This is a genomic window from Streptomyces sp. NPDC048623, assembly GCF_040650755.1.
Lineage (GTDB): Bacteria > Actinomycetota > Actinomycetes > Streptomycetales > Streptomycetaceae > Streptomyces.
The window spans coordinates 34,927-54,085 of the sequence record NZ_JBEZHV010000012.1 but is presented as its reverse complement, the minus strand read 5'-3'; the positions used below and the strand labels follow the sequence as shown (position 1 = coordinate 54,085).

The following is a 19,159-nucleotide window of genomic DNA, read 5'->3' as shown; positions in this document are numbered from 1 at the left end:
GGGCGGGCGCCCGTCGTACGGCCTCGGGCTGCCGCCCGCGGTCGGCGACGCCGGCGCCCGCCGCCGGGCGGCAGCCGCGCGCCGCGTCCGCCGCTCGGCACCGCGTCCGCCACTCGGCGCCGCGCCCGGCGCCGGGCGGCAGGGCCCGGGACCCGAGTGGGGCCCCGTCCACCCCCGTGTCCCTCGTTCGGGTCACGCCGGCCCGCTCGCCGGACAAACCCCGACAACGCCCGGCACCCTGTCGTCCATGCGTGCCGCACCCCTTGCCGGTGGGTCCCACGGGCCCGATGCTCTGCGTCCACTTGTCGACGTCGTGCTCGGTGCGCTCAGGGACGGGGCCGGCGAGCGGGGCGGGCCGCTGCCCGGTGGTGGGCCGGAGACGGTGGCGCGCCGGGTGCGGGAGGCGGTCGGGGTGGCGCTGCCGGAGGACGGTACAGGGGCCGACGAGGCGCTGCGGACGCTTGTCCGGACGCTCGCGGCCGGGGCCGCGGACCCCGCGGAACCCCTGTGCGCAGGCCATCTGCACACCCCGCCGCTCGCGCTCGCCGCGGCCGCGGACCTGGCCGCCTCCGCGCTGAACCCGTCCATGGACTCGTGGGACCAGGCCCCGGCGGCCTCCGCGCTGGAGGCGCTGGTCACGGCCGCGCTCGCGGCCGAGGTGTATCCGGATGCCCCGCACAGCCGCGACGCACTCGTCACCACCGGCGGCACCGAGTCCAACCACCTCGCCCTCCTCCTCGCCCGTGAGCGGGACGGCGCCGTCCAGACCGTCGTCGGCGCCAACGCCCATCACTCCTTCCACCGCGCCGCCTGGCTCCTCGGACTGCCCGAACCCCTCGTCGTGCCCGCGCCGCGCGGGACCATCGACCCCGAAGCCCTTGCCGACGCGCTGGCCACCGCCCACCGCCCCCTCGTCGTCGCCACCGCCGGCACCACCGACGCCGGGCTCATCGACCCGCTCCCGCGGATCGCCGAGCGCTGCGCCGCGCACGGCGCCGCACTGCACGTCGACGCCGCCTACGGCGGCCCCGTCCTGTTCAGCGCCGCCCACCGCCCCCTCCTCGCCGGCCTCGACCGGGCCCGTACCGTCACCGTCGACCTGCACAAACTGGGCTGGCAGCCGGCCGCCGCCGGGCTGCTCGCCGTACGGGACGCCGCCGACCTCGCCGTACTCGCGCACACCGCGGACTATCTGAACGCCGACGACGACACCGGTGCCGGTCTGCCCGACCTCCTCGGCCGGTCGTTGCGCACCACCCGCCGCCCCGACGTCCTGAAGACCGCCGTGACCCTGCGCGCCCTCGGCCGCAGCGGACTCGGCGGGCTCGTCGACGCGTGCATGGAGCTCGCCGCGCACCTCGCCGACCTGGTCGAGAAGGAGCCGCGCCTGGAGCTGTACGCGCGGCCCACCCTCACCACCGTGCTGTTCCGCCCGTACGGCGCCCCGGACGAGACCGTCGCCGCGATCCGCCGCGAGCTGCTCGCCCGGGGCCGCGCCGTGCTCGGCCGGGCCGTGGCCGACGGGCGGCTGTGGCTCAAGGCCACCCTGCTCAACCCCCACGCCACCCCCGACGACCTCCGACAGATCCTCACCCTCGTGGAAGGCGGCTCCGACCGATGACCGGCAGCAGCACCGGCAGCACCCCCCAGCACGCCCCCGACCGTCCGTACGACCTGGTGGGCGTCGGCATCGGCCCGTTCAACCTCTCGCTCGCCGCCCTCGCCGACGGCGTCCCCGGCGGTCTCGCCACCGCCTTCTATGAGCAGCGGCCGGACTTCCGGTGGCACCCCGGGATGCTCATCGAGGGAGCCACCCTCCAAGTCCCGTTCCTGGCCGACCTGGTGAGCCTCGCCGACCCGGCCAGCCCGTGGTCCTTCCTCAACTACCTGAAGAGCCGCGAGCGGCTCTTCCCCTTCTACTTCGCCGAGACCTTCCACATCCAGCGCGCCGAGTACGACGCGTACTGCCGCTGGGCCGCCGGCCTGGTGCCCGGGCTGCACTTCGGCCACCAGGTCGACTCGGTCCGGTGGAACCCCGAACGGCGCCTGTTCGAGGTCGACTTCACCCAGCTCGACACCGACGGCGAGGCCGAGGCGCTCGGCCGCTCGTACACCCGCAACCTCGTCCTCGGCGTCGGCACCGAGCCGTACGTCCCCGAGCCGCTGCGCCCGCTCGCCGACGCGCCCGGCGTGCCGGTGATCCACTCCGCGGACTACCTGGACCACCGCGAGGCGCTGCTCGCCGCCCGGCACGTCACCGTGATCGGCTCCGGCCAGTCCGGCGCGGAGATCTTCCTCGACCTGCTGCGGGCCCGGCCCGCCGGGGCGGAGAAGCTGCACTGGCTGGCCCGCACCGAGGCGTTCCGGCCGATGGAGTACTCCAAGCTGGGCCTGGAGCACTTCACCCCGGACTACACCCGCTACTTCCATGCCCTGCCCGAGCAGGTGAGGAACGAACTCCTGCCCCGGCAGGCGCAGTTGCACAAGGCCATCGACGCCGAGACCATCTCCGCCATCCACGGCGAGCTGTACCGCCGCACCCTGCACGGCGGCTGGCCGGACGCCGTGCTCACCCCCGGCGTCCGGGTCCGCACCGCCGGGCGGGTCGCCACCACGCAGGTGGAGCTGCACCTGGAGCATCTGCAGCAGGGCACCCGCTCGCGCCTGGTCACCGATGCCGTGGTCCTGGCCACCGGGTACAAGGAGCGCCCGGTCGACCGGATCCTCGCCGGCCTCGACCCGTATCTGCGGCACGACGCGGCGGGCCGGCCCCGGATCGAGACCGACTACCGCCTCGTCCTCGACGAGTCCGTCACCGGCTCCGTGTACGTGCAGAACGCCGAGCGGCACACCCACGGCGTCGGCGCCCCGGACCTGGGCCTCGCGGCCTGGCGCAGCGCGGTCATCCTCAACTCGGTGACGGGCAAGGAGCCCTACCCGCTGCCGCGCCGCACCGCGTTCACCAGCTTCGGCCTGGACGCGCGAGAGGCGCCGAGCGTTCCGGCCCAGGACCGGAAGCTGACGCCTCTCGTACAGCAGTGACAGCCGGGAGGTGAGGTGACTAGAACACCGGGACGCCGTCGCGGGTCAGCTTCCAGTCGACCGACGCGAACTGAGCCGGGTCGACCGTCCCCTTCGCCTTCACCCACTGGATGATCGTGTTGCGGATCTCGTCCGAGTTGGCCCACAGCTGCGGCGCGGCGGCGACGTGCGGGAACGCGCCGCCGCCGTTCGCCCGGTAGTTGTTGACGGCGAGCACGAACCGCGCCGCCGGATCGATCGGCGCACCCTCGAAGGACAGGTTCACGATCCGGGAGCCGGCCGGCTTCGCGATGTCGATCTCGTACGTCAGACCCGACAGCACGTCGTAGTTGTAGTCCGGGGTGGCGTTCGCGTTCGTCAGCTTCGCCGTGTCCACCGGCGCACCCGCCGCGGTCTGCACGTAGTACCGCGCCGAGTACTCCAGATAGTCCTTCAGCTGAGCGCCCGTCATCAGGCGGGCCTCCAGAGTGTTCTCGAAGACGTAGAGACCGGCCGCGTCCCGGATGGTCACCTGTCCGGCCGGGATCACCGCCGTACGGGAGAAGCAGGAGGCCTGCGAGACCACCGGCAGGTTCGCGTACTGACCGCCCGCGAGAGCCGCCTTCACCGTCTCGGCCTGGACGACGTTGATCAGGTCGATGATCGGCTCGTCCTTCCACGGCGCGTCGGTCGTGGTCATGGTGGCGGTGCAGGTGCCGATGACCTGGTTGACGTAGGCCACGACCTTCTTGTGTTCGTCGGAGAGCAGGGCCGTGATCTCCGGGTCCTCGGCCGCCGTGTTGGAGTTGAGGACCTGGGCGCCGACCTTCTCGACGGTCCAGCGGCCCTTCTCCCACACCAGGTCGAAGTCGAAGAGGGTGAGGCGCTGGCCCCACTTCAGCGGCTCGGAGAGGACGACCTGCTTGCCGGTCTCCTTGTTGGCGACCCGGTACTCGGGGATCTCGGTGTGCGCGTGGCCGACCAGGATCGCGTCGATGCCGGGGACCTGCTCGGCGACCAGAGCGGCCGCGTTCTCGATGTACGGGAGCTGGTCGCCGTACGAGGAGGTGCCGCTGGAGCCCGAGTGGGCGGAGACGATCACCACGTCGGCACCCATGGAGCGCAGCTTGGGCACCCACTTCGCGGCCTGCTCCTCAAGACCGGGGAAGACCATCTTGCCGGTGACGTTGGCCTTGTCCCAGATGGCGATGCCGGGGTTGGTGAGGCCGAGCACGGCCACCTTCACGTCGCGGCCGTGCGGGGTGCACAGCGTGTGCATGCTGTACGGGGGGAAGGCCGGGCGCAGCGTCTTCGCGTCGAGCGCGTTGGCGCCGAGCAGCGGGAAGTCGCACTGGTCCTGGAACTTGCGGAGGACCGGGATGCCGTAGTTGAACTCGTGGTTGCCGAGCGCGGCGGCGTCGTAGCCGATGGCGTTCATGGCCTGGGCCATCGGGTGGACCGGGCCGCCGGCCTTCGTGATCGGGTCGACCTTGGCGTAGTAGTAGGACAGCTGGGTGCCCTGGATGGTGTCACCGGCGTCGATGAGCAGGGTGTTGCGGCGGCCCTTGGCCTCGCGCACCTGGGTCACCAGGGTGGAGATCTTGGCGAGGCCGACGTCGTTGTGGGCCTTGTCGTCGAACTCCTTGTCGGTGAAGTAGTCCCAGTTGAAGACGTTTCCGTGCAGGTCGGTGGTACCCATCACGGTGAACGAGTACCGCTTGGCCGGCCGGGGGCGGGCTTCGTGGGCCTCGGCGGGGGCGGCGGCCCCGGCGGTGAGGGCGATTCCGGCTCCGACGGCGGCAGAGCTCTCCAAGAAGGCCCGGCGGTTCAGCGGCATGTGTGTCTCCCCATTGATCAAGCGCCCCCCAAGGGCGCACAACGCGCGTAGATTCTGGCTCAGACCGCACCGTCGCAACAGGCCTTTCGGGTTACGGAGTGGGAAAGTGTTCGGTATGACACAGCAGCCGCCGGCCCCCGGAGACCACCCGACCCCCGAGGCGCCCCAGGTGACCGTCCGCGGTGAGGGCCGTCTGGAGGTGGAGCCGGAGCTCGCCCGGATCGTTGTGTCGGTACGGGCCGGGGGCACCGACCGGGCCTCGGTGCTCGCCTCCCTGACGGACCGTAACGCCGAGGCCATCGCCCTGCTCAAGTCGTACGGCGAGGCCGTCACCGCCCTGGAGACCGGCGCCCTGTCCGTCACCCCGGAGCAGGCCCGGCGCGGGCGCGGCGAGAAGGTGCGCGGCTACCGGGGCTGGGTGCGCCTGTCGGCCGAGCTCACCGACTTCACCGCGCTCGGCGAGCTGACCACCCGCCTCGCCGACCTGGAGTGGACCCGGGTCGACGGGCCGTGGTGGGCGCTGCGCCCGGACTCCCCGGCGTACGCGGAGGCGCGCCGGCAGGCGGTACGGGAGGCGGTGCGGCGGGGCAGGGAGTACGCGGAGGCGCTCGGCGCCTCGCTCGTGGCGCTGCTCGAACTCTCGGACACCGGGCTCGCCGGGGCCGCGGTGCCGGGGCGCCCGGGCGGCGGCGGGATGCGGATGGCCTTCGCGGCGGAATCGGTGGACCAGCCCGCGCCGCTGGACCTGGAACCGCAGCGGCAGACCGTGGTCGCGGAGGTTGCCGCGCGCTTCGTGATGAGCCCTCCGGCGCTCTGAGAAGGGCCGGAATTCCGCTCATCGGAGCAGACCCGCGCGCAAATTCAAGTCTTGTCAACAACCTTTCACGGAAAGGTTGTTGGGTCGTCATGCGCGGCCGCTTCGCTACCCGCTGGTAAGCCCTACTCTCGCCTTATGCGCCGAGCAAAAATCGTTTGTACCCTTGGGCCCGCCACCGAAACATACGACCAGATCAAGGCGTTGATCGAGGCCGGAATGGATGTGGCCCGCCTCAACCTCAGCCACGGCGAACACGCCGAGCACGAGGAGCGCTACCGGCACGTCCGCAAGGCGGCGAGCGAGGCCGGTCGCAGCGTCGGTGTCCTCGCCGACCTTCAAGGCCCGAAGATCCGTCTCGGCCGATTCCGTGAAGGACCCGTACTCCTTGAACGCGGCGACGAGTTCACCATCACCGTGGAGCCGATGGAAGGTGACCAGTACGGCTGCGGCACCACCCACTCCGGCCTCGCGGACGACGTCACCACCGGTGAGCGCATCCTCGTCGACGACGGCCGGGTGACCCTGGAGGTCACCGCCGTCGACGGCCCGAGGGTGCGCACCCGGGTCGTCGAGGGCGGCATGATCTCCGACAACAAGGGGCTCAACCTGCCCGGGGTCGCCGTCTCCGTGCCCGCCCTGTCCGAGAAGGACGTCGAGGACCTGCGCTGGGCCCTGCGCACCGGGGCCGACGTCATCGCCCTCTCCTTCGTCCGCAGCGGCCGGGACGTCGAGGACGTGCACCGGGTCATGGCGGAGGAGGGCCGCCGGATCCCCGTCATCGCCAAGATCGAGAAGCCGCAGGCCGTCGAGAACATCGCCGACATCGTGGCCGCCTTCGACGGCATCATGGTCGCCCGTGGCGACCTGGGCGTCGAAATGCCCCTGGAACAGGTGCCGATTGTGCAGAAGCGGGCCGTCAAGCTCGCCAAGCGGAACGCCAAGCCGGTCATCGTCGCCACCCAGATGCTCGACTCGATGATCGACAACTCCCGCCCCACCCGCGCCGAGGCCTCCGACGTCGCCAACGCGATCATCGACGGCACCGACGCCGTGATGCTCTCCGGCGAGACCAGCGTCGGCAAGTACCCCATCGAGACCGTGCGCACCATGAGCCGGATCGTCGAGGCGGCCGAGGAGGACATCCTCGCCCAGGGCCTGCCGCCGCTGACCGAGAGCAACAAGCCCCGCACCCAGGGCGGCGCGGTGGCCCGGGCCGCCGCCGAGGTCGGCGACTTCCTCGGGGCGAGGTTCCTGGTCGCTTTCACCCAGTCCGGCGACACCGTCAAGCGCCTGTCGCGCTACCGCTCGCCGATCCCGCTGCTCGCGTTCACACCGGACCCGGCGACCCGCGCCCAGCTCAACCTGACCTGGGGCGTCGAGTCCTTCCTCGGTCCGCACGTCGACTCCACCGACGCCATGGTCGCCCAGGTCGACGAGGAGCTGCTGCGGATCGGGCGCTGCCGGAAGGGGGACATCGTGGTCATCACGGCCGGCTCGCCGCCCGGCGTCCCCGGCTCGACCAACATGGTCCGGGTCCACCACATCGGGGATCCGGTCGGGAACTGATCACCGGACCGGTGGATCCCGGACCGGCCGTCCCCCGGAAGCCGCAGCCGGGGCGTGACCTTGGAAAACTGGTTAATGTACCCCGGGTGGGATTCGAACCCACGCTGGATGGTGTTTGAGACCATTGCCTCTACCGCTGGGCTACCGGGGCTTCCTTCGAAACAAAGGGCGGCGGTCACCCGCCGTGCCCCTACCTTACAGGAGGTGGGTAGGCTCATGGGGAGCTGTATCCGCCTCGCTTCCGCAGGGAACGAGGCCTTGAACGAGGAGCCCGCGTGACCGCCCCCGAGTCGCCCCAGCCCGCCGCCGACGACGACGCCACCGCGCCCGCGTCGCACGTCCCGCCGCTGACGACCCGCGTCGTCATCGCCGAGGACGAGGCCCTCATCCGTCTCGACCTCAAGGAGATGCTGGAGGAGGAGGGGTACACCGTCGTCGGCGAGGCCGGCGACGGGGCCCGGGCCGTCGAGCTGGCCCGCGAGCACCGCCCCGACCTCGTCATCCTCGACGTGAAGATGCCGGTCCTCGACGGCATCTCGGCCGCCGAGAAGATCGCGGGCGAGTCCATCGCCCCGGTCCTCATGCTCACCGCCTTCTCCCAGCGCGAACTCGTCGAGCGCGCCCGGGACGCCGGCGCCATGGCGTACCTGGTGAAGCCGTTCAGCAAGAGCGACGTCGTGCCGGCCATCGAGATGGCCGTCTCCCGCTTCGCCGAGCTGCGCGCCCTGGAGAAGGAGGTCGCCGACCTCTCCCAGCGCCTGGAGACCCGCAAGCTCGTCGACCGCGCCAAGTCGGTCCTGCAGACGCAGTACGGGCTGACCGAGCCCGCCGCGTTCCGCTGGATCCAGAAGACCTCCATGGACCGCCGCATGTCGATGCAGCAGGTCGCCGAGGCGGTCATCGAGGACGCGGAGGAGAAGAAGGCGGCGAAGGCCAAGGAGCAGTAGGCCACGGGCTGCCGGCGCCCCGCCCCGTACGTACGCCGCACGCCGCACGCCGTACGCAAGAAGAAGGCCCGCCCCACATCGTCGTGGGGCGGGCCTTCTGTCCTTGGTGGGTGCTAGTCCTCGCCGAGGTACGTCTTGCGCACGTCGTCGTTCACGAGCAGCTCCTGGCCGGTGCCGGACAGCTTGATGGTGCCGACCTCCAGCACGTACGCCTGGTCCGCGAGCGAGAGCGCGGCCTGCGCGTTCTGCTCGATGAGCAGGATCGTCATGCCCTCGGACTTCAGCGTCGCGATGGTCTCCATGATCTTCTGCATCATGATCGGGGAGAGACCCATCGAGGGCTCGTCCAGCATCAGCAGCTTGGGCTGGGACATCAGCGCCCGGCCCATCGCCAGCATCTGCTGCTCACCGCCCGAGAGCGTGCCCGCGGCCTGCTTGCGACGCTCGCCCAGGATCGGGAAGAGGTCGTAGGCCTTCTGCACGTCCTTCTCGATGCCGTCCTTGTCCTTGCGGAGGAAGGCACCGAGCTGGAGGTTCTCGGCGATGGTGAGCCGGGGGAAGATGTGCCGGCCCTCGGGGGAGTGGGCCAGGCCCAGCGAGACCACCTTGTGGGCCGGGACGCCGTTGAGCGGCTGCCCGTCGAAGGTGATCTTGCCGGCCGTGGGCTTGAGGAGGCCCGACAGGGTGCGCAGGGTCGTGGTCTTGCCGGCGCCGTTGGTGCCGATCAGGGCGACGACCTGGCCCGCCTCGACGGAGAAGGAGATGCCCTTGACGGCCTCGATCTTGCCGTAGGCGACCCTGAGGTCCTCGACCTCCAGAAGTGCGGTCACTTGGAGTCTCCTTCGGTGGTGCTGTCCGCGCTGTCCGCGTCGGCGGCGGGAGCCGCGTCCTCGGGGGCGTCGGGTTCGGCGTCGGCCTCGGGCTCGGCCTCGGCGTCGGTGTCGTCCGCAGCGGCCTCGGGCTCGGCCTCGGCGGCCTCTTCGGCCTCGGCGGCCTCTTCGGCCTCGGCGTGAGCCTCCTCGGCGTGCGCCTCCGCGGCCTCGACCTCGGCGAGCTCCTCCGCGCCGGGCGCGTCCTCGTACGGCGTACCGAGGTACGCGGCCACGACGCGCTCGTCGCCCTGGACGACCTCGGCCGTGCCCTCGACGAGCTTCTCGCCCTGCACGAGGACGGCCACCCGGTCGCACAGCTTGAAGATGAACTTCATGTCGTGCTCGATGACGAGGACCGCGATGCCGAGGTCGCGGATCGCGAAGACCAGCTCCTCGGTGGTGCGGGTCTCGGCCTGGTTCATGCCGGCCGTCGGCTCGTCGAGCAGGAGCAGACCGGGGTCGCTGGCGAGCGCTCGGGCGATCTCCAGCTTGCGCTGCTCGCCGTACGGCAGGTTGCGCGCCAGGTGCTCCGCCTTGTTCGCCAGACCCACGAACTCCAGGAGTTCCATGGCCCGTTCACGGGAGGCGGCCTCCGCCCGCTTGAAGCCGGGGCCGCGCAGCAGCGCGGACCACAGGCCCTCCTTGGTCCGGGTGTGGCGTCCGACGAGGACGTTCTCCAGGACCGTCATGTTGGAGAAGAGACGGATGTTCTGGAAGGTACGGGCGATGCCGGCCTGGGTGACCAGGTGCGGCTTCGGCGGCAGCACCGTCCCCTTGTAGCTGACCTGGCCCTCGGTGGGCACGTACAGACCGGTCAGGCAGTTGAAGAAGGTGGTCTTGCCGGCGCCGTTGGGGCCGATCAGACCGACGATCTCGCCCTCGCGGACGGTCAGGTCGACATTGCGGACGGCGGTCAGACCGCCGAAGCGCATGGTCACGCCGCTGGCGTCGAGGACGGTGGCGCCGGTGGCCGTCGCCGTGGTGCCGGTCTCGGTGGTGGTCGTCATGGCGTTCACGCCCCTGCCTTCGCCGCACCGGCGTCCGTCTTGGCGTCGGCGTCAGCGTCCGCGTCCGCGTCCGCGGACTGACGCTGCTCCGGTACGCCGGCCTCGTCGTCGTTCTCGTGGAATTCCAGCTGCGCCCGCTTGTTGGCGATGAGGCCCTCGGGGCGGAAGCGCATCAGCAGGATCAGCGCGATGCCGAAGCCGAGCAGCTGGTAGTCCTGGAGGAAGGACAGCTTGGCCGGGATCAGGAACAGCAGCGCGGAGCCGACGATGGGACCGGAGATGGTGCCCATGCCGCCGAGGATGACCGCCGCCAGGAGGAAGGCGGAGTTCGGCGGGACGGGACCGGCGAACACGTAGTTCTCCGGGACCACCGTGGTGTTGACGTGCGCCTGCACGGTGCCCGCGAGGCCGGCCAGGGCCGCGCCGAGGGCGAAGGCGACGAGCTTCACGCGGAAGCCGTTGATGCCCATCGCGGTGGCGGCGGTCTCGTCCTCGCGGATCGCGACCCAGGCGCGGCCGATCCGGCTGTTGCCGGCGCGGGAGAAGACGACCACGACCAGCGCCATGATGAGGATCATGAGCAGGTAGTAGTTCGCGTACGCGCCGAGCGTGATGCCCAGGATCGTGTGCGGCTCGCCGAAGTTGTAGCCGAAGAACTCCAGCTGCGGGATGTTCGGGATGCCGTTCGGGCCGTTGGTGATCTGCGGGCCCGAGGTGCCGTCGAGGTTGCCCATGGCGATGCGGAAGATCTCACCGAAGCCGAGGGTCACGATGGCCAGGTAGTCACCGCGCAGCCGCAGGGTCGGGGCACCGATGACGACACCGAAGACCAGCGAGGCCGCCATGCCGGTGAGCGCCGCGGCCCAGAAGGGGAACTGGACGCCGAAGGCGGAGGAGGTGGCTCCGGAGACCAGTGCGGCGGTGTAGGCGCCGACGCCGAGGAAGGCGACGTAACCGAGGTCGAGCAGGCCGGCGAGGCCGACGACGATGTTCAGGCCGAGGGCGACGGTCGCGAAGATCAGGATGTTGACCGCGATCAGCGTGTACGTGTCGCCGCTCTGCTGGATGAACGGGAAGGCGATCGCCATGACGAGGCTGGCGGTGATCGTCACCTGGCGGTTGCGCGCGGTGATCTGCGAGAGGCGGGCGGTGAGCCCGGACTTGACCAGCGCGGTGACCGAGAAGGCGACCAGGATCAGGTACGCGATGAAGAGCTGCGGCTCCGAGTCGTCGGTGTCGATGCCGAAGGTGACCACGAAGAGGCCCAGGGCGAAGACGGCGACGATGATCAGGACCTCGGCCCAGGACGCCAGCCGCTTGGCCGGGGCGGCCTTGCGCTCCGCGCGTCCGAGCCGGATGTAGCGGTACAGGGCGTAGAAGGCGACGCCGAAGAGGGCACCGAAGAAGAGGGTGAAGAGCCAGCCCCTGCGGGGCATGTCTTCCGGCCTCTTGCGGTCGAGCGGCAGACCGAGGACGCCGATGAAGGCGATGACGACACCGGCCGCGGCGACGAAGCCACCCGGCTCCAGGTTGGCCAGTCCGCCCAGCTCGGCCGAGATGGCACCCAGCGTGTAGAGCGTGGTGGCCAGCGAGCCGAAGGCCACGAAGAAGGTGACGTTGTTGCTGCCGACGGGGTTGAGCCACCCCAGGCCGCGTATGCCGTATCCGGCGAGGGCGAAGAGCAGGGTGAGGGCCCCGCCGACGAGGGTCAGCATCTGGAGGGCGGCCGGGTACCCGTAGACCGTGAGGTTGCCGGGGAAGGCGGTGGTCCAGGTCCAGGCGAGGAACGCGGAGGCGATGGCGACGACGGAGCCGGCGATCGTGATCGCACGGGCGGCGGCCTGCGGGATCGGGATGACCGGGGTGGTCTCGGTGGAGGTGTTGGTCATGGTGCTCACGCCCTGTCCGCGACGCGTTCGCCGAGCAGGCCCTGGGGCCGCACGAGGAGGACGACGATGAGGAGGACGAAGGCCCACACGTTGGACCAGGCACCGCCGCCGAGCTGCTGCATGCCGGGGATGTCCTCGATGTAGGCGATCGAGAGGGACTCGGCGATGCCGAGGACCACGCCGCCGACCATGGCGCCGTAGATGTTGCCGATGCCGCCGAGGACGGCCGCGGTGAAGGCCTTGAGGCCGAGGATGAAGCCCATCTCGAAGTTGATCTGGCCCTTGTCGAGGCCGTAGGCGACCGCGGCGACGGCGGCGAACGCGGCACCGATGGCGAAGGCCATGACGATGATGCGGTCGGTGTTGATGCCCATCAGCTTCGCGGTGTCCGGGTCCTGCGCGGTGGCCTGCATGGCGCGGCCGCTGCGGCTCTTCGAGACGAAGACGCCGAGGGCGAGCATGCACAGCGGGGCGAGGACGAGCACGAAGGCGTCGGCGCGCTGGATCTGGAGGCTTTCGGTGATCTGGAAGGCCTCACCCTTGAACTCGGGGAAGCTGACGGCCTTCTTGGCGTCCGGGTAGAACTGCCAGACCAGCTGCTGGAGCGCGATCGACAGACCGATCGCGGTGATGAGCGGGGCGAGCCGGGGCGCGTTGCGCAGCGGCCGGTAGGCGAACCGCTCGGCGGCGGTGGCGACGGCCACGGAGGCGATCGCGCCACCGAGGATCATGAGCGGGATCGCCACCAGGAGGGACGTTCCGCTCGGCAGAGCGGTGTAGGTGGTGAGGGCGCCGAAGCCCCCGATCATGAAGATCTCGCCGTGGGCGAAGTTGATGAGCTGGACGATGCCGTAGACCATGGTGTACCCGATGGCGATGAGGCCGTAGAGGGCACCGAGGGCCAGACCGTTGGCCAGCTGTTGCGGCAGTTCGTTCACCGCAGGCCTCCGATGAGCTTGTCGGATAAGACTCCGCGCGAGGGCGCTGTTTGCGCCCTCGCGCGGCGTGGTTCAGGTCGTGCGGGGCTCCCGGCGCCTGGGCACTCGGCGCGGCGCCGGGACGGTGGTGCTTACTGGTTGAAGGTGTCGCTCTTGACGTCGATCCACTTGCCGCCCTCGACCTTGTAGACCGTGAGCTGCTTGTTGGTGGTGTCGCCGTACTCGTCGAAGGAGACCTTGCCGGTCACACCGTCGAAGGAGACCTTGCCCAGGGCCTCGGTGACCTTGGCGCGGGCGTCGGTCGGGACCTTGCCGCCGTTGGCGGCGACGACGGCCTTGACGGCCTGGATGATCGCCCAGCCGGCGTCGTAGGAGTAGCCGCCGTAGGCCGCGTACGGGTCCTTGTAGCCGGCCGCCTGGTAGTCCGCGATGAACTTCTTGGCGGTGTCGAGCTTCTCGACCGGGTAGCCGATCGAGGTGGCCAGGTCGCCGTCGTTGGCCTCGCCCGAGGCGCTGATGAAGGCCGGGTCGTAGATGCCGTCGCCACCCATGACCGGGACCTTGGCGCCGGTCTTCTTGACCTGGTCGGAGAGCAGGCCGCCCTCGGGGTACTGGCCGCCGAAGTAGACCGAGTCGGCGCCGGAGGCCTTGACCTTGTCGGCGGTGGAGGAGAAGTCGGTCTCCTTCACGGTGACGTGGTCGGTCGCGACGACCTGGCCGCCGAGGCGCTTGAACTCGTCAGAGAAGATCGTCGCGAGGCCGGCACCGTAGGTCTGCTTGTCGTCGACGACGAAGACCTTCTTCTTGCCCGCGTCCTTGAAGAGGTACTGGGCGGCGAACTTGCCCTGGACCACGTCGGTGGCGGCGGTACGGAAGTAGGTCTTGAAGGGGCGCTTGAAGTCGCCCTTGCCCCAGTTGTCGCCCTGGGAGAGGGACGGGTTGGTGTTGGCCGGGGAGACCTGGGCCAGGTTGGCGGCGGCGAAGACACCCTGCATCTGCTGGGAGACGCCCGAGTTCAGCGGGCCGACGACGCCGACGACGTCCTTGTTGCCGACCAGCTTGGTGGCGTTGGCCTGGCCGGAGGCCGGGACCGCCTGGTCGTCGAGGGCCTCGAGCTTGAAGGTGACGCCGGGGACTTCCTTGTTCTTGTTGGCGGTCTGGACCGCCAGGTCCACGGAGTTCTTGATGCCCTGGCCCAGCGCGGACAGCGAGCCGGTGAGCGGCGCGTCGACGCCGATGACCACGGTGGTGCCGCCGCCGGCGCTGTCGCCGCCGCCCTTGCCCTCGTCGCGCGAACCGCAGGCGGTGAGGGTGAGCGCACCCGTGGTGAGAACGCTGGTCAGGATGAGCAAAGAACGGTGTCGCACGAAGGTTTCCTTTCCCTGGCGCGGCCCCCTCGAGCTGAGGCGGTGCCGTAAAGCGTGAAGCTGTGGAGCTGGGGAGCTGAGAGGTGCCGTTTTCGATGCCGGGCCGTACGGGGTGGAGCTGGGGGGCCGTGCAGAGCAAGCGCCCGGCGGCGCGGTGACTGGCCGTGACTCTAAGCGCAGCCGGGGAAAGACCGGGAGCGCCGACGTCAGGATGTGACTGTCTTGTTATGCCGACAGGGGGAACCGGTGCGCAGGCCACGGGCAAACTCGGGCACAACGGTCGGCAACATGGTGTTCACATGCTGAGAACGCCCAGAGAACGCCCAGTTCCGCTAAGGGGCTTGAATGCTCCATGGTCCTGACGTGATCGATCAGTGACTCTCCGGATATCGGACACCGGCTCTGAACTGAGCGGACGGAACGGCTGACCGGAGCATTCCGCTCCACCACCGGTGCCTCTTCGCCTGCCCATCACGGAGAGTCACGACGGTGATGGCCGGTTACCGCTGGTGGGTACGCGCTGTTCGCTGGGCGGGCGCCAGTTCTCCGAACTTCCCGTCGCACCCTTCGCCGCCTCGCACCGTCGCCGGGTCTCGCGGTCGGTGAGCGCGAACGCCGCCGCGCGCCCCGACCGCGCCTCCTCGGCCCGCGCCGCGATCAGCACCTCGTCATGGATCTCGTACTGCTCGTTGGACATCCCCTTCTGCTCCCAGTCGAGCCCCGCCCACTTGCTGCCCTTCAGTGCCTCTTTCACCCAGTACGACACGAGACTTGTGCAGACGTCCGCCGGGGAACTCGCCGTCGGCTCCGGGTCCGCGGACCGGTCGGAGGCCCGCCCGCAGCCCGTCGGCAGGACCAGTACGCAGCCGGCCAGGGCCGCGGCGAGCGCGGCCCTGGCCGGGCGGGAGCGGTGAGGGGTCACGGCAGTTGGACGAAGGGCTTCAGGAAGTCGCGGGCCCCCGGGGTGTCGAGCCGGTACACCACGTTCGTGGCGTAGCAGGGGGTGTCACCCGTGATCGTGGTCGCCACCAGGGTGAGCCGTCCGCCCAGGTCGGCGAAGTTCGGTCCGCCCGAATCGCCGTAGCAGGCACCGCCGTTGCCCTGCGGCGCGGTCATGGCGAGCCGGATCCACGCGTCGTTCAGGGCGTCGAAGGAGACCGGTGCCTTCATCCGGACGCCGCCGCCCGGGTGGGTCTGGCCGCCCGGCCCGCGCTCGGCCTCCTGGGTGCCGTAACCCGCCACGAGGAAGGAGGTGGCGTTCAGTCCCCGCGGGCCGAGCGCACCCAGCGCGCCCGCCGTCGGCAGCGCCGCGGGCTTGAAGCTCCAGCGCTCCTTGATCTTGGCCGCGGGCAGTTCGATCACCGAGATGTCGTGGGTGTCGGCCGCCGGGCCGGGGTAGGCGGGGTGACTGTGCGCGACGCCCTCGACGGCCACGGCGCGCGCCACGGCGGCCGGGTCGCCCGGATGCGCGGCGGCGGCCGCGTCCAGGCCCGCCTGCACGTCCTGGTCGAGGGAGACGTAGAAACGCACGTTCTCCGGCCAGTCGGTCGTGCAGTGCGCCGCGGTGAGGAAGGTGTCGGCGTCGATCATGGTCCCGGAACAGACCCAGTCGACCCGGTCGGGTGTGCTCGGGTCGTCGTCGTTGTCCCAGGTCGCGACCAGCGCGCCGACCTCGGTGCGCTCGGGCGCGGGCGTCGCGTTGTACGAGTTGATCGCTGCGGACGGGATCGCGGTGGCGAGAACGGCAGCGCAGGCCGCGGCGGTCATGGCGGTCGCCACGGTCGTGGTGCGTACGGCGGTCAAGAAGAACCCCTTGGTCGATGAACTCGGGTGTGAGTGGATCGGGCTTCTCCTGTGGGGGAGACCGGCCAGTGAAGCCGCTGCCGCGCGCGAGGGCAAGAGGGCACGGGAACAAGGGAGTTGATGTCTGCCGGACCCCGGAACGCACCGCGGCCCGGTACGGGACGTTCCGTACCGGGCCGTGGGTCGGCTCAGGCGCCGGCGCCGTCGAGGCGGCCGGCCTCCGGGAGGTGCTGCGCGTCGTTGCCGCCGACCTCCTTGAGCATGCAGGTCAGCCGCGCCGAGCAGACCCGCCTGTCGTGCTCGTCCGTGATGACGATGTCGTACGTGGCGGTCGACCGGCCCCGGTGCACGGGCGTCGCCACACCGGTCACCAGGCCGCTGCGCACCCCGCGGTGATGCGTGCAGTTCAGGTCCACGCCCACGGCGATCCGGGACACCCCGCCGTGCAGCATCGAACCGATCGAGCCCAGCGTCTCGGCGAGCACCGCCGAGGCGCCGCCGTGCAGCAGCCCGTACGGCTGGGTGTTGCCCTCCACCGGCATGGTGCCGACCACCCGGTCCGCCGAGGCCTCCAGGATCTGCACACCCATCCGGTTGCCCAGGTGGCCCGCCGAGAACAGCGCCGGCAGGTCCACGCCGAGCGAGGCGTACTCGTCGATGACCTCCTGCGGGAACTTCACGTGCTGCTGCTCACCCATGGGCGGGCTCCGTTCGTCGTCGTACGGCTGGACTTCTCTTCCATCGCTCTTCCGAGCTGCCTGAGCAAACGCTTAGGCGGTTGCGGATTCTTCCAGACGCACGATCACGGACTTGCTCGCGGGGGTGTTGCTGACGTCGGCCGTCGACTCCAGCGGCACCAGCACGTTCGTCTCCGGGTAGTACGCGGCGGCGCAGCCACGGGCCGTCGGATAGTGCACCACCCGGAAGCCGGGCGCCCGCCGCTCGCTGCCGTCGGTCCACTCGCTCACCAGATCCGCGTACGCCCCGTCCGCGAAGCCGAGCGCCGTCGCGTCCTCGGGATGGACGAGCACCACGCGGCGGCCGCCGGTGATGCCGCGGTAGCGGTCGTCGAGGCCGTAGATCGTGGTGTTGTACTGGTCGTGCGAGCGCAGGGTCTGCAGCAGCAGCCGGCCCTCCGGCACCCTCGGGTACTCCACCGGCGCCGCCGTGAAGTTCGCCCTGCCGGTCGCCGTCGGGAAGCGCCGCTCGTCGCGCGGGCCGTGCGGCAGCGCGAAACCGCCCGGATTCGCCGCCAGCCGGGCGTTGAAGTCCTCGAAGCCGGGGATCACGCGCGCGATGCGGTCGCGGATCGTCGCGTAGTCCGCCTCGAAGTCCTCCCACGGCGTCGCCGAGGCCCCGCCCAGGACCGCCCGCGCCATCCGCGCCACGATCGCCGGCTCGGACAGCAGATGCGGGCTCGCCTGCGGCAGATTGCCGCGCGAGGCGTGCACCAGGCCCATCGAGTCCTCGACCGTCACGAACTGGCGGCCGCTCTTCTGCACGTCCTTGTCCGTGCGGCCCAGGGTCGGCAGGATCAGCGCGCGGGTGCCGGTCACCGCGTGCGAGCGGTTCAGCTTCGTCGACACGTGCACCGTCAGGCGCGCCCTGCGCATCGCCGCCTCGGTGACCTCGGTGTCCGGGGTCGCGCCGACGAAGTTGCCGCCCATCGCGAAGAACACCTTCGCGTCGCCGTCGCGCAGCGCCTCGATGGCCCGCACCACGTCATAACCGTGATGGCGCGGCGAGACGATCCCGAACTCCTTGTCCAGGGCGTCGAGGAACGCGTCCGAGGGCCGCTCGAAGATGCCCATGGTGCGGTCGCCCTGCACATTGGAGTGCCCGCGCACCGGGCACACGCCCGCGCCCGGCCGCCCGATGGCGCCCCGCAGCAGCAGGAGGTTCACCACCTCGCGGATGGTCGGCACCGAGTGCTTGTGCTGGGTCAGGCCCATCGCCCAGCAGACGATCGTCCGCTCCGAGGCGAGCACCATCTCCAGGGCCCGCTCGATCTCCGCCCGGGACAGACCGGTCGCCGCGAGCGTCTCGTCCCAGCCGGCCTCCTTCGCGGCCGCCGCGAACTCCTCGTAACCGTGCGTGTGCGCGGCGACGAACTCCTCGTCCACCGCGCCCGGCGACTCCAGGACCAGCTTGTTGAGCAGCCGGAACAGCGCCTGGTCGCCGCCGATCCGGATCTGCAGGAAGAGATCGGTGAGCGCCGCGCCCCGCAGCAGGCCGTGCGGGGTCTGCGGGTTCTTGAACCGCTCCAGACCGGCCTCGGGCAGCGGGTTCACCGAGATGATCCGCGCCCCGGCCGCCTTCGCCTTCTCCAGGGCGGACAGCATCCGCGGATGGTTCGTCCCCGGGTTCTGCCCGGCGACGATGATCAGGTCCGCCCGGTGCAGATCCTCCAGGGAGACGCTGCCCTTGCCGATGCCGATGGTCTCGTTCAGCGCCGAGCCCGAGGACTCGTGGCACATGTTGGAGCAGTCCGGCAGATTGTTCGTACCGAACTCGCGGGCGAACAGCTGGAGCAGGAACGCCGCCTCGTTGCTGGTCCGGCCCGAGGTGTAGAACAGCGCCTCGTCGGGCGAGGACAGCGCCGTCAGCTCCTCCGCGATGATCGCGAACGCCCGCTCCCAGCTCACCGCCTCGTAGCGGTCGCCGCCTTCCGGCAGATACATGGGAGTGGTGATACGGCCCTGCTGCCCCAGCCAGTAACCGCTGCGCTCCGCCAGGTCCGCCACCGGGTGCGCGGCGAAGAAGGCGGGCGTCACCCGGCGCAGCGTCGCCTCCTCGGCGACCGCCTTCGCCCCGTTCTCGCAGAACTCCGCCACATGCCGCTTGTCACCCTCGGGCCAGGCGCAGCCCGGACAGTCGAAGCCGTCCTTCTGGTTGACCTTGAGCAGGGTCCGCGCGGTGCGCCGCACGCCCATCTGCGCCTGGGCGATCCGCAGGGTGTGCGCGACGGCGGGCAGCCCGGCCGCGGCATGCTGCGGCGGCTCGACCTGCGGCGCGTCCTGGACCGGGTCACCGGCGGGCGGCTTGCTGACCATCACGCTCTCCCTTGAGCGAAACAAAGCTGTCGTACGGGCCAA

General features: G+C 70.7%; 15 protein-coding genes and 1 tRNA gene. 5 read left to right on the top strand and 11 right to left on the bottom strand.

Annotation, left to right across the window (positions count from 1 at the left end):
• Positions 1 to 247: 247 nt before the first annotated feature.
• Complete coding sequence (locus AB0C73_RS18965; protein WP_362531131.1) at positions 248 to 1,621, top strand: aminotransferase class V-fold PLP-dependent enzyme; 1,374 nt, start codon at positions 248 to 250, stop codon at positions 1,619 to 1,621.
• Positions 1,618 to 3,042 (top strand): SidA/IucD/PvdA family monooxygenase, encoded by a 1,425-nt coding sequence (locus AB0C73_RS18960; protein WP_362531129.1) that lies wholly within the window; start codon positions 1,618 to 1,620, stop codon positions 3,040 to 3,042. The genes AB0C73_RS18965 and AB0C73_RS18960 overlap by 4 nt, the downstream gene beginning before the upstream one ends.
• A gap of 19 nt (positions 3,043 to 3,061) precedes the next feature.
• On the opposite strand, the gene AB0C73_RS18955 is transcribed toward AB0C73_RS18960, so the two are convergent.
• Entirely contained in the window at positions 3,062 to 4,858 is a 1,797-nt protein-coding gene (locus tag AB0C73_RS18955) for a 5'-nucleotidase C-terminal domain-containing protein (RefSeq protein WP_362531127.1), read from the bottom strand.
• A gap of 115 nt (positions 4,859 to 4,973) precedes the next feature.
• Between AB0C73_RS18955 and AB0C73_RS18950 the strand changes: the two genes are divergently transcribed.
• Entirely contained in the window at positions 4,974 to 5,675 is a 702-nt protein-coding gene (locus AB0C73_RS18950) for an SIMPL domain-containing protein (RefSeq protein ID WP_362531124.1), read from the top strand.
• A 135-nt stretch (positions 5,676 to 5,810) separates the two neighbouring features.
• The gene (pyk, locus tag AB0C73_RS18945; RefSeq protein WP_362531122.1) at positions 5,811 to 7,241 is read left to right on the top strand and encodes a pyruvate kinase; all 1,431 of its coding nucleotides are present in this window, start codon (positions 5,811 to 5,813) and stop codon (positions 7,239 to 7,241) included.
• Between the two features lie 78 nt (positions 7,242 to 7,319).
• Here pyk and AB0C73_RS18940 read toward each other — a convergent pair.
• A tRNA-Leu gene (locus AB0C73_RS18940) sits at positions 7,320 to 7,392 on the bottom strand.
• A gap of 124 nt (positions 7,393 to 7,516) precedes the next feature.
• On the opposite strand from AB0C73_RS18940, the gene AB0C73_RS18935 reads away from it, so the two are divergent.
• Positions 7,517 to 8,188, top strand: a complete 672-nt coding sequence (locus AB0C73_RS18935; RefSeq protein WP_362531120.1) for a response regulator — start codon at positions 7,517 to 7,519, stop codon at positions 8,186 to 8,188.
• Positions 8,189 to 8,301: 113 nt separating this feature from the next.
• Here the strand turns inward: AB0C73_RS18935 and AB0C73_RS18930 are convergent, their stop codons facing one another.
• The 9 genes from AB0C73_RS18930 to AB0C73_RS18890 all read right to left on the bottom strand — a co-directional run bounded on the left by AB0C73_RS18930 (position 8,302) and on the right by AB0C73_RS18890 (position 19,117).
• On the bottom strand, positions 8,302 to 9,018 hold the full coding sequence (locus tag AB0C73_RS18930; RefSeq protein WP_362531118.1) for an ABC transporter ATP-binding protein: 717 nt from the start codon (positions 9,016 to 9,018) through the stop codon (positions 8,302 to 8,304).
• Positions 9,015 to 10,067 carry an ABC transporter ATP-binding protein gene (locus tag AB0C73_RS18925; protein ID WP_362531116.1) on the bottom strand — a complete coding sequence of 351 codons (1,053 nt, stop codon included), beginning with the start codon at positions 10,065 to 10,067 and terminating at the stop codon, positions 9,015 to 9,017. The genes AB0C73_RS18930 and AB0C73_RS18925 overlap by 4 nt, the downstream gene beginning before the upstream one ends.
• Positions 10,068 to 10,072: 5 nt before the next feature.
• Positions 10,073 to 11,956 carry a branched-chain amino acid ABC transporter permease gene (locus tag AB0C73_RS18920; RefSeq protein ID WP_362531508.1) on the bottom strand — a complete coding sequence of 628 codons (1,884 nt, stop codon included), beginning with the start codon at positions 11,954 to 11,956 and terminating at the stop codon, positions 10,073 to 10,075.
• A gap of 5 nt (positions 11,957 to 11,961) precedes the next feature.
• Complete coding sequence (locus tag AB0C73_RS18915; protein ID WP_362531114.1) at positions 11,962 to 12,894, bottom strand: branched-chain amino acid ABC transporter permease; 933 nt, start codon at positions 12,892 to 12,894, stop codon at positions 11,962 to 11,964.
• A gap of 131 nt (positions 12,895 to 13,025) precedes the next feature.
• Positions 13,026 to 14,261: a branched-chain amino acid ABC transporter substrate-binding protein gene (locus AB0C73_RS18910; RefSeq protein ID WP_362531112.1), complete on the bottom strand. Its 1,236-nt coding sequence runs from the start codon at positions 14,259 to 14,261 to the stop codon at positions 13,026 to 13,028.
• 481 nt (positions 14,262 to 14,742) lie between these two features.
• Positions 14,743 to 15,183 (bottom strand): hypothetical protein, encoded by a 441-nt coding sequence (locus AB0C73_RS18905; RefSeq protein WP_362531109.1) that lies wholly within the window; start codon positions 15,181 to 15,183, stop codon positions 14,743 to 14,745.
• Entirely contained in the window at positions 15,180 to 16,064 is an 885-nt protein-coding gene (locus AB0C73_RS18900) for a trypsin-like serine protease (protein ID WP_362531106.1), read from the bottom strand. The genes AB0C73_RS18905 and AB0C73_RS18900 overlap by 4 nt, the downstream gene beginning before the upstream one ends.
• A gap of 188 nt (positions 16,065 to 16,252) precedes the next feature.
• Entirely contained in the window at positions 16,253 to 16,762 is a 510-nt protein-coding gene (locus AB0C73_RS18895; RefSeq protein ID WP_362531103.1) for a hotdog fold thioesterase, read from the bottom strand.
• Positions 16,763 to 16,834: 72 nt separating this feature from the next.
• Positions 16,835 to 19,117 carry an FdhF/YdeP family oxidoreductase gene (locus AB0C73_RS18890; RefSeq protein ID WP_362531100.1) on the bottom strand — a complete coding sequence of 761 codons (2,283 nt, stop codon included), beginning with the start codon at positions 19,115 to 19,117 and terminating at the stop codon, positions 16,835 to 16,837.
• Between the last annotated feature and the right edge of the window lie 42 nt (positions 19,118 to 19,159).

Coding starts and splice junctions, on each gene's coding strand:
- AB0C73_RS18895 (WP_362531103.1), bottom strand. CDS start 16,762: ATGGGTGAGCAGCAGCACGTGAAGTTCCCGCAGGAGGTCATCGACGAG.
- AB0C73_RS18890 (WP_362531100.1), bottom strand. CDS start 19,117: ATGGTCAGCAAGCCGCCCGCCGGTGACCCGGTCCAGGACGCGCCGCAG.
- AB0C73_RS18955 (WP_362531127.1), bottom strand. CDS start 4,858: ATGCCGCTGAACCGCCGGGCCTTCTTGGAGAGCTCTGCCGCCGTCGGA.
- AB0C73_RS18925 (WP_362531116.1), bottom strand. CDS start 10,067: ATGACGACCACCACCGAGACCGGCACCACGGCGACGGCCACCGGCGCC.
- AB0C73_RS18960 (WP_362531129.1), top strand. CDS start 1,618: ATGACCGGCAGCAGCACCGGCAGCACCCCCCAGCACGCCCCCGACCGT.
- pyk (WP_362531122.1), top strand. CDS start 5,811: ATGCGCCGAGCAAAAATCGTTTGTACCCTTGGGCCCGCCACCGAAACA.
- AB0C73_RS18950 (WP_362531124.1), top strand. CDS start 4,974: ATGACACAGCAGCCGCCGGCCCCCGGAGACCACCCGACCCCCGAGGCG.
- AB0C73_RS18965 (WP_362531131.1), top strand. CDS start 248: ATGCGTGCCGCACCCCTTGCCGGTGGGTCCCACGGGCCCGATGCTCTG.
- AB0C73_RS18920 (WP_362531508.1), bottom strand. CDS start 11,956: ATGACCAACACCTCCACCGAGACCACCCCGGTCATCCCGATCCCGCAG.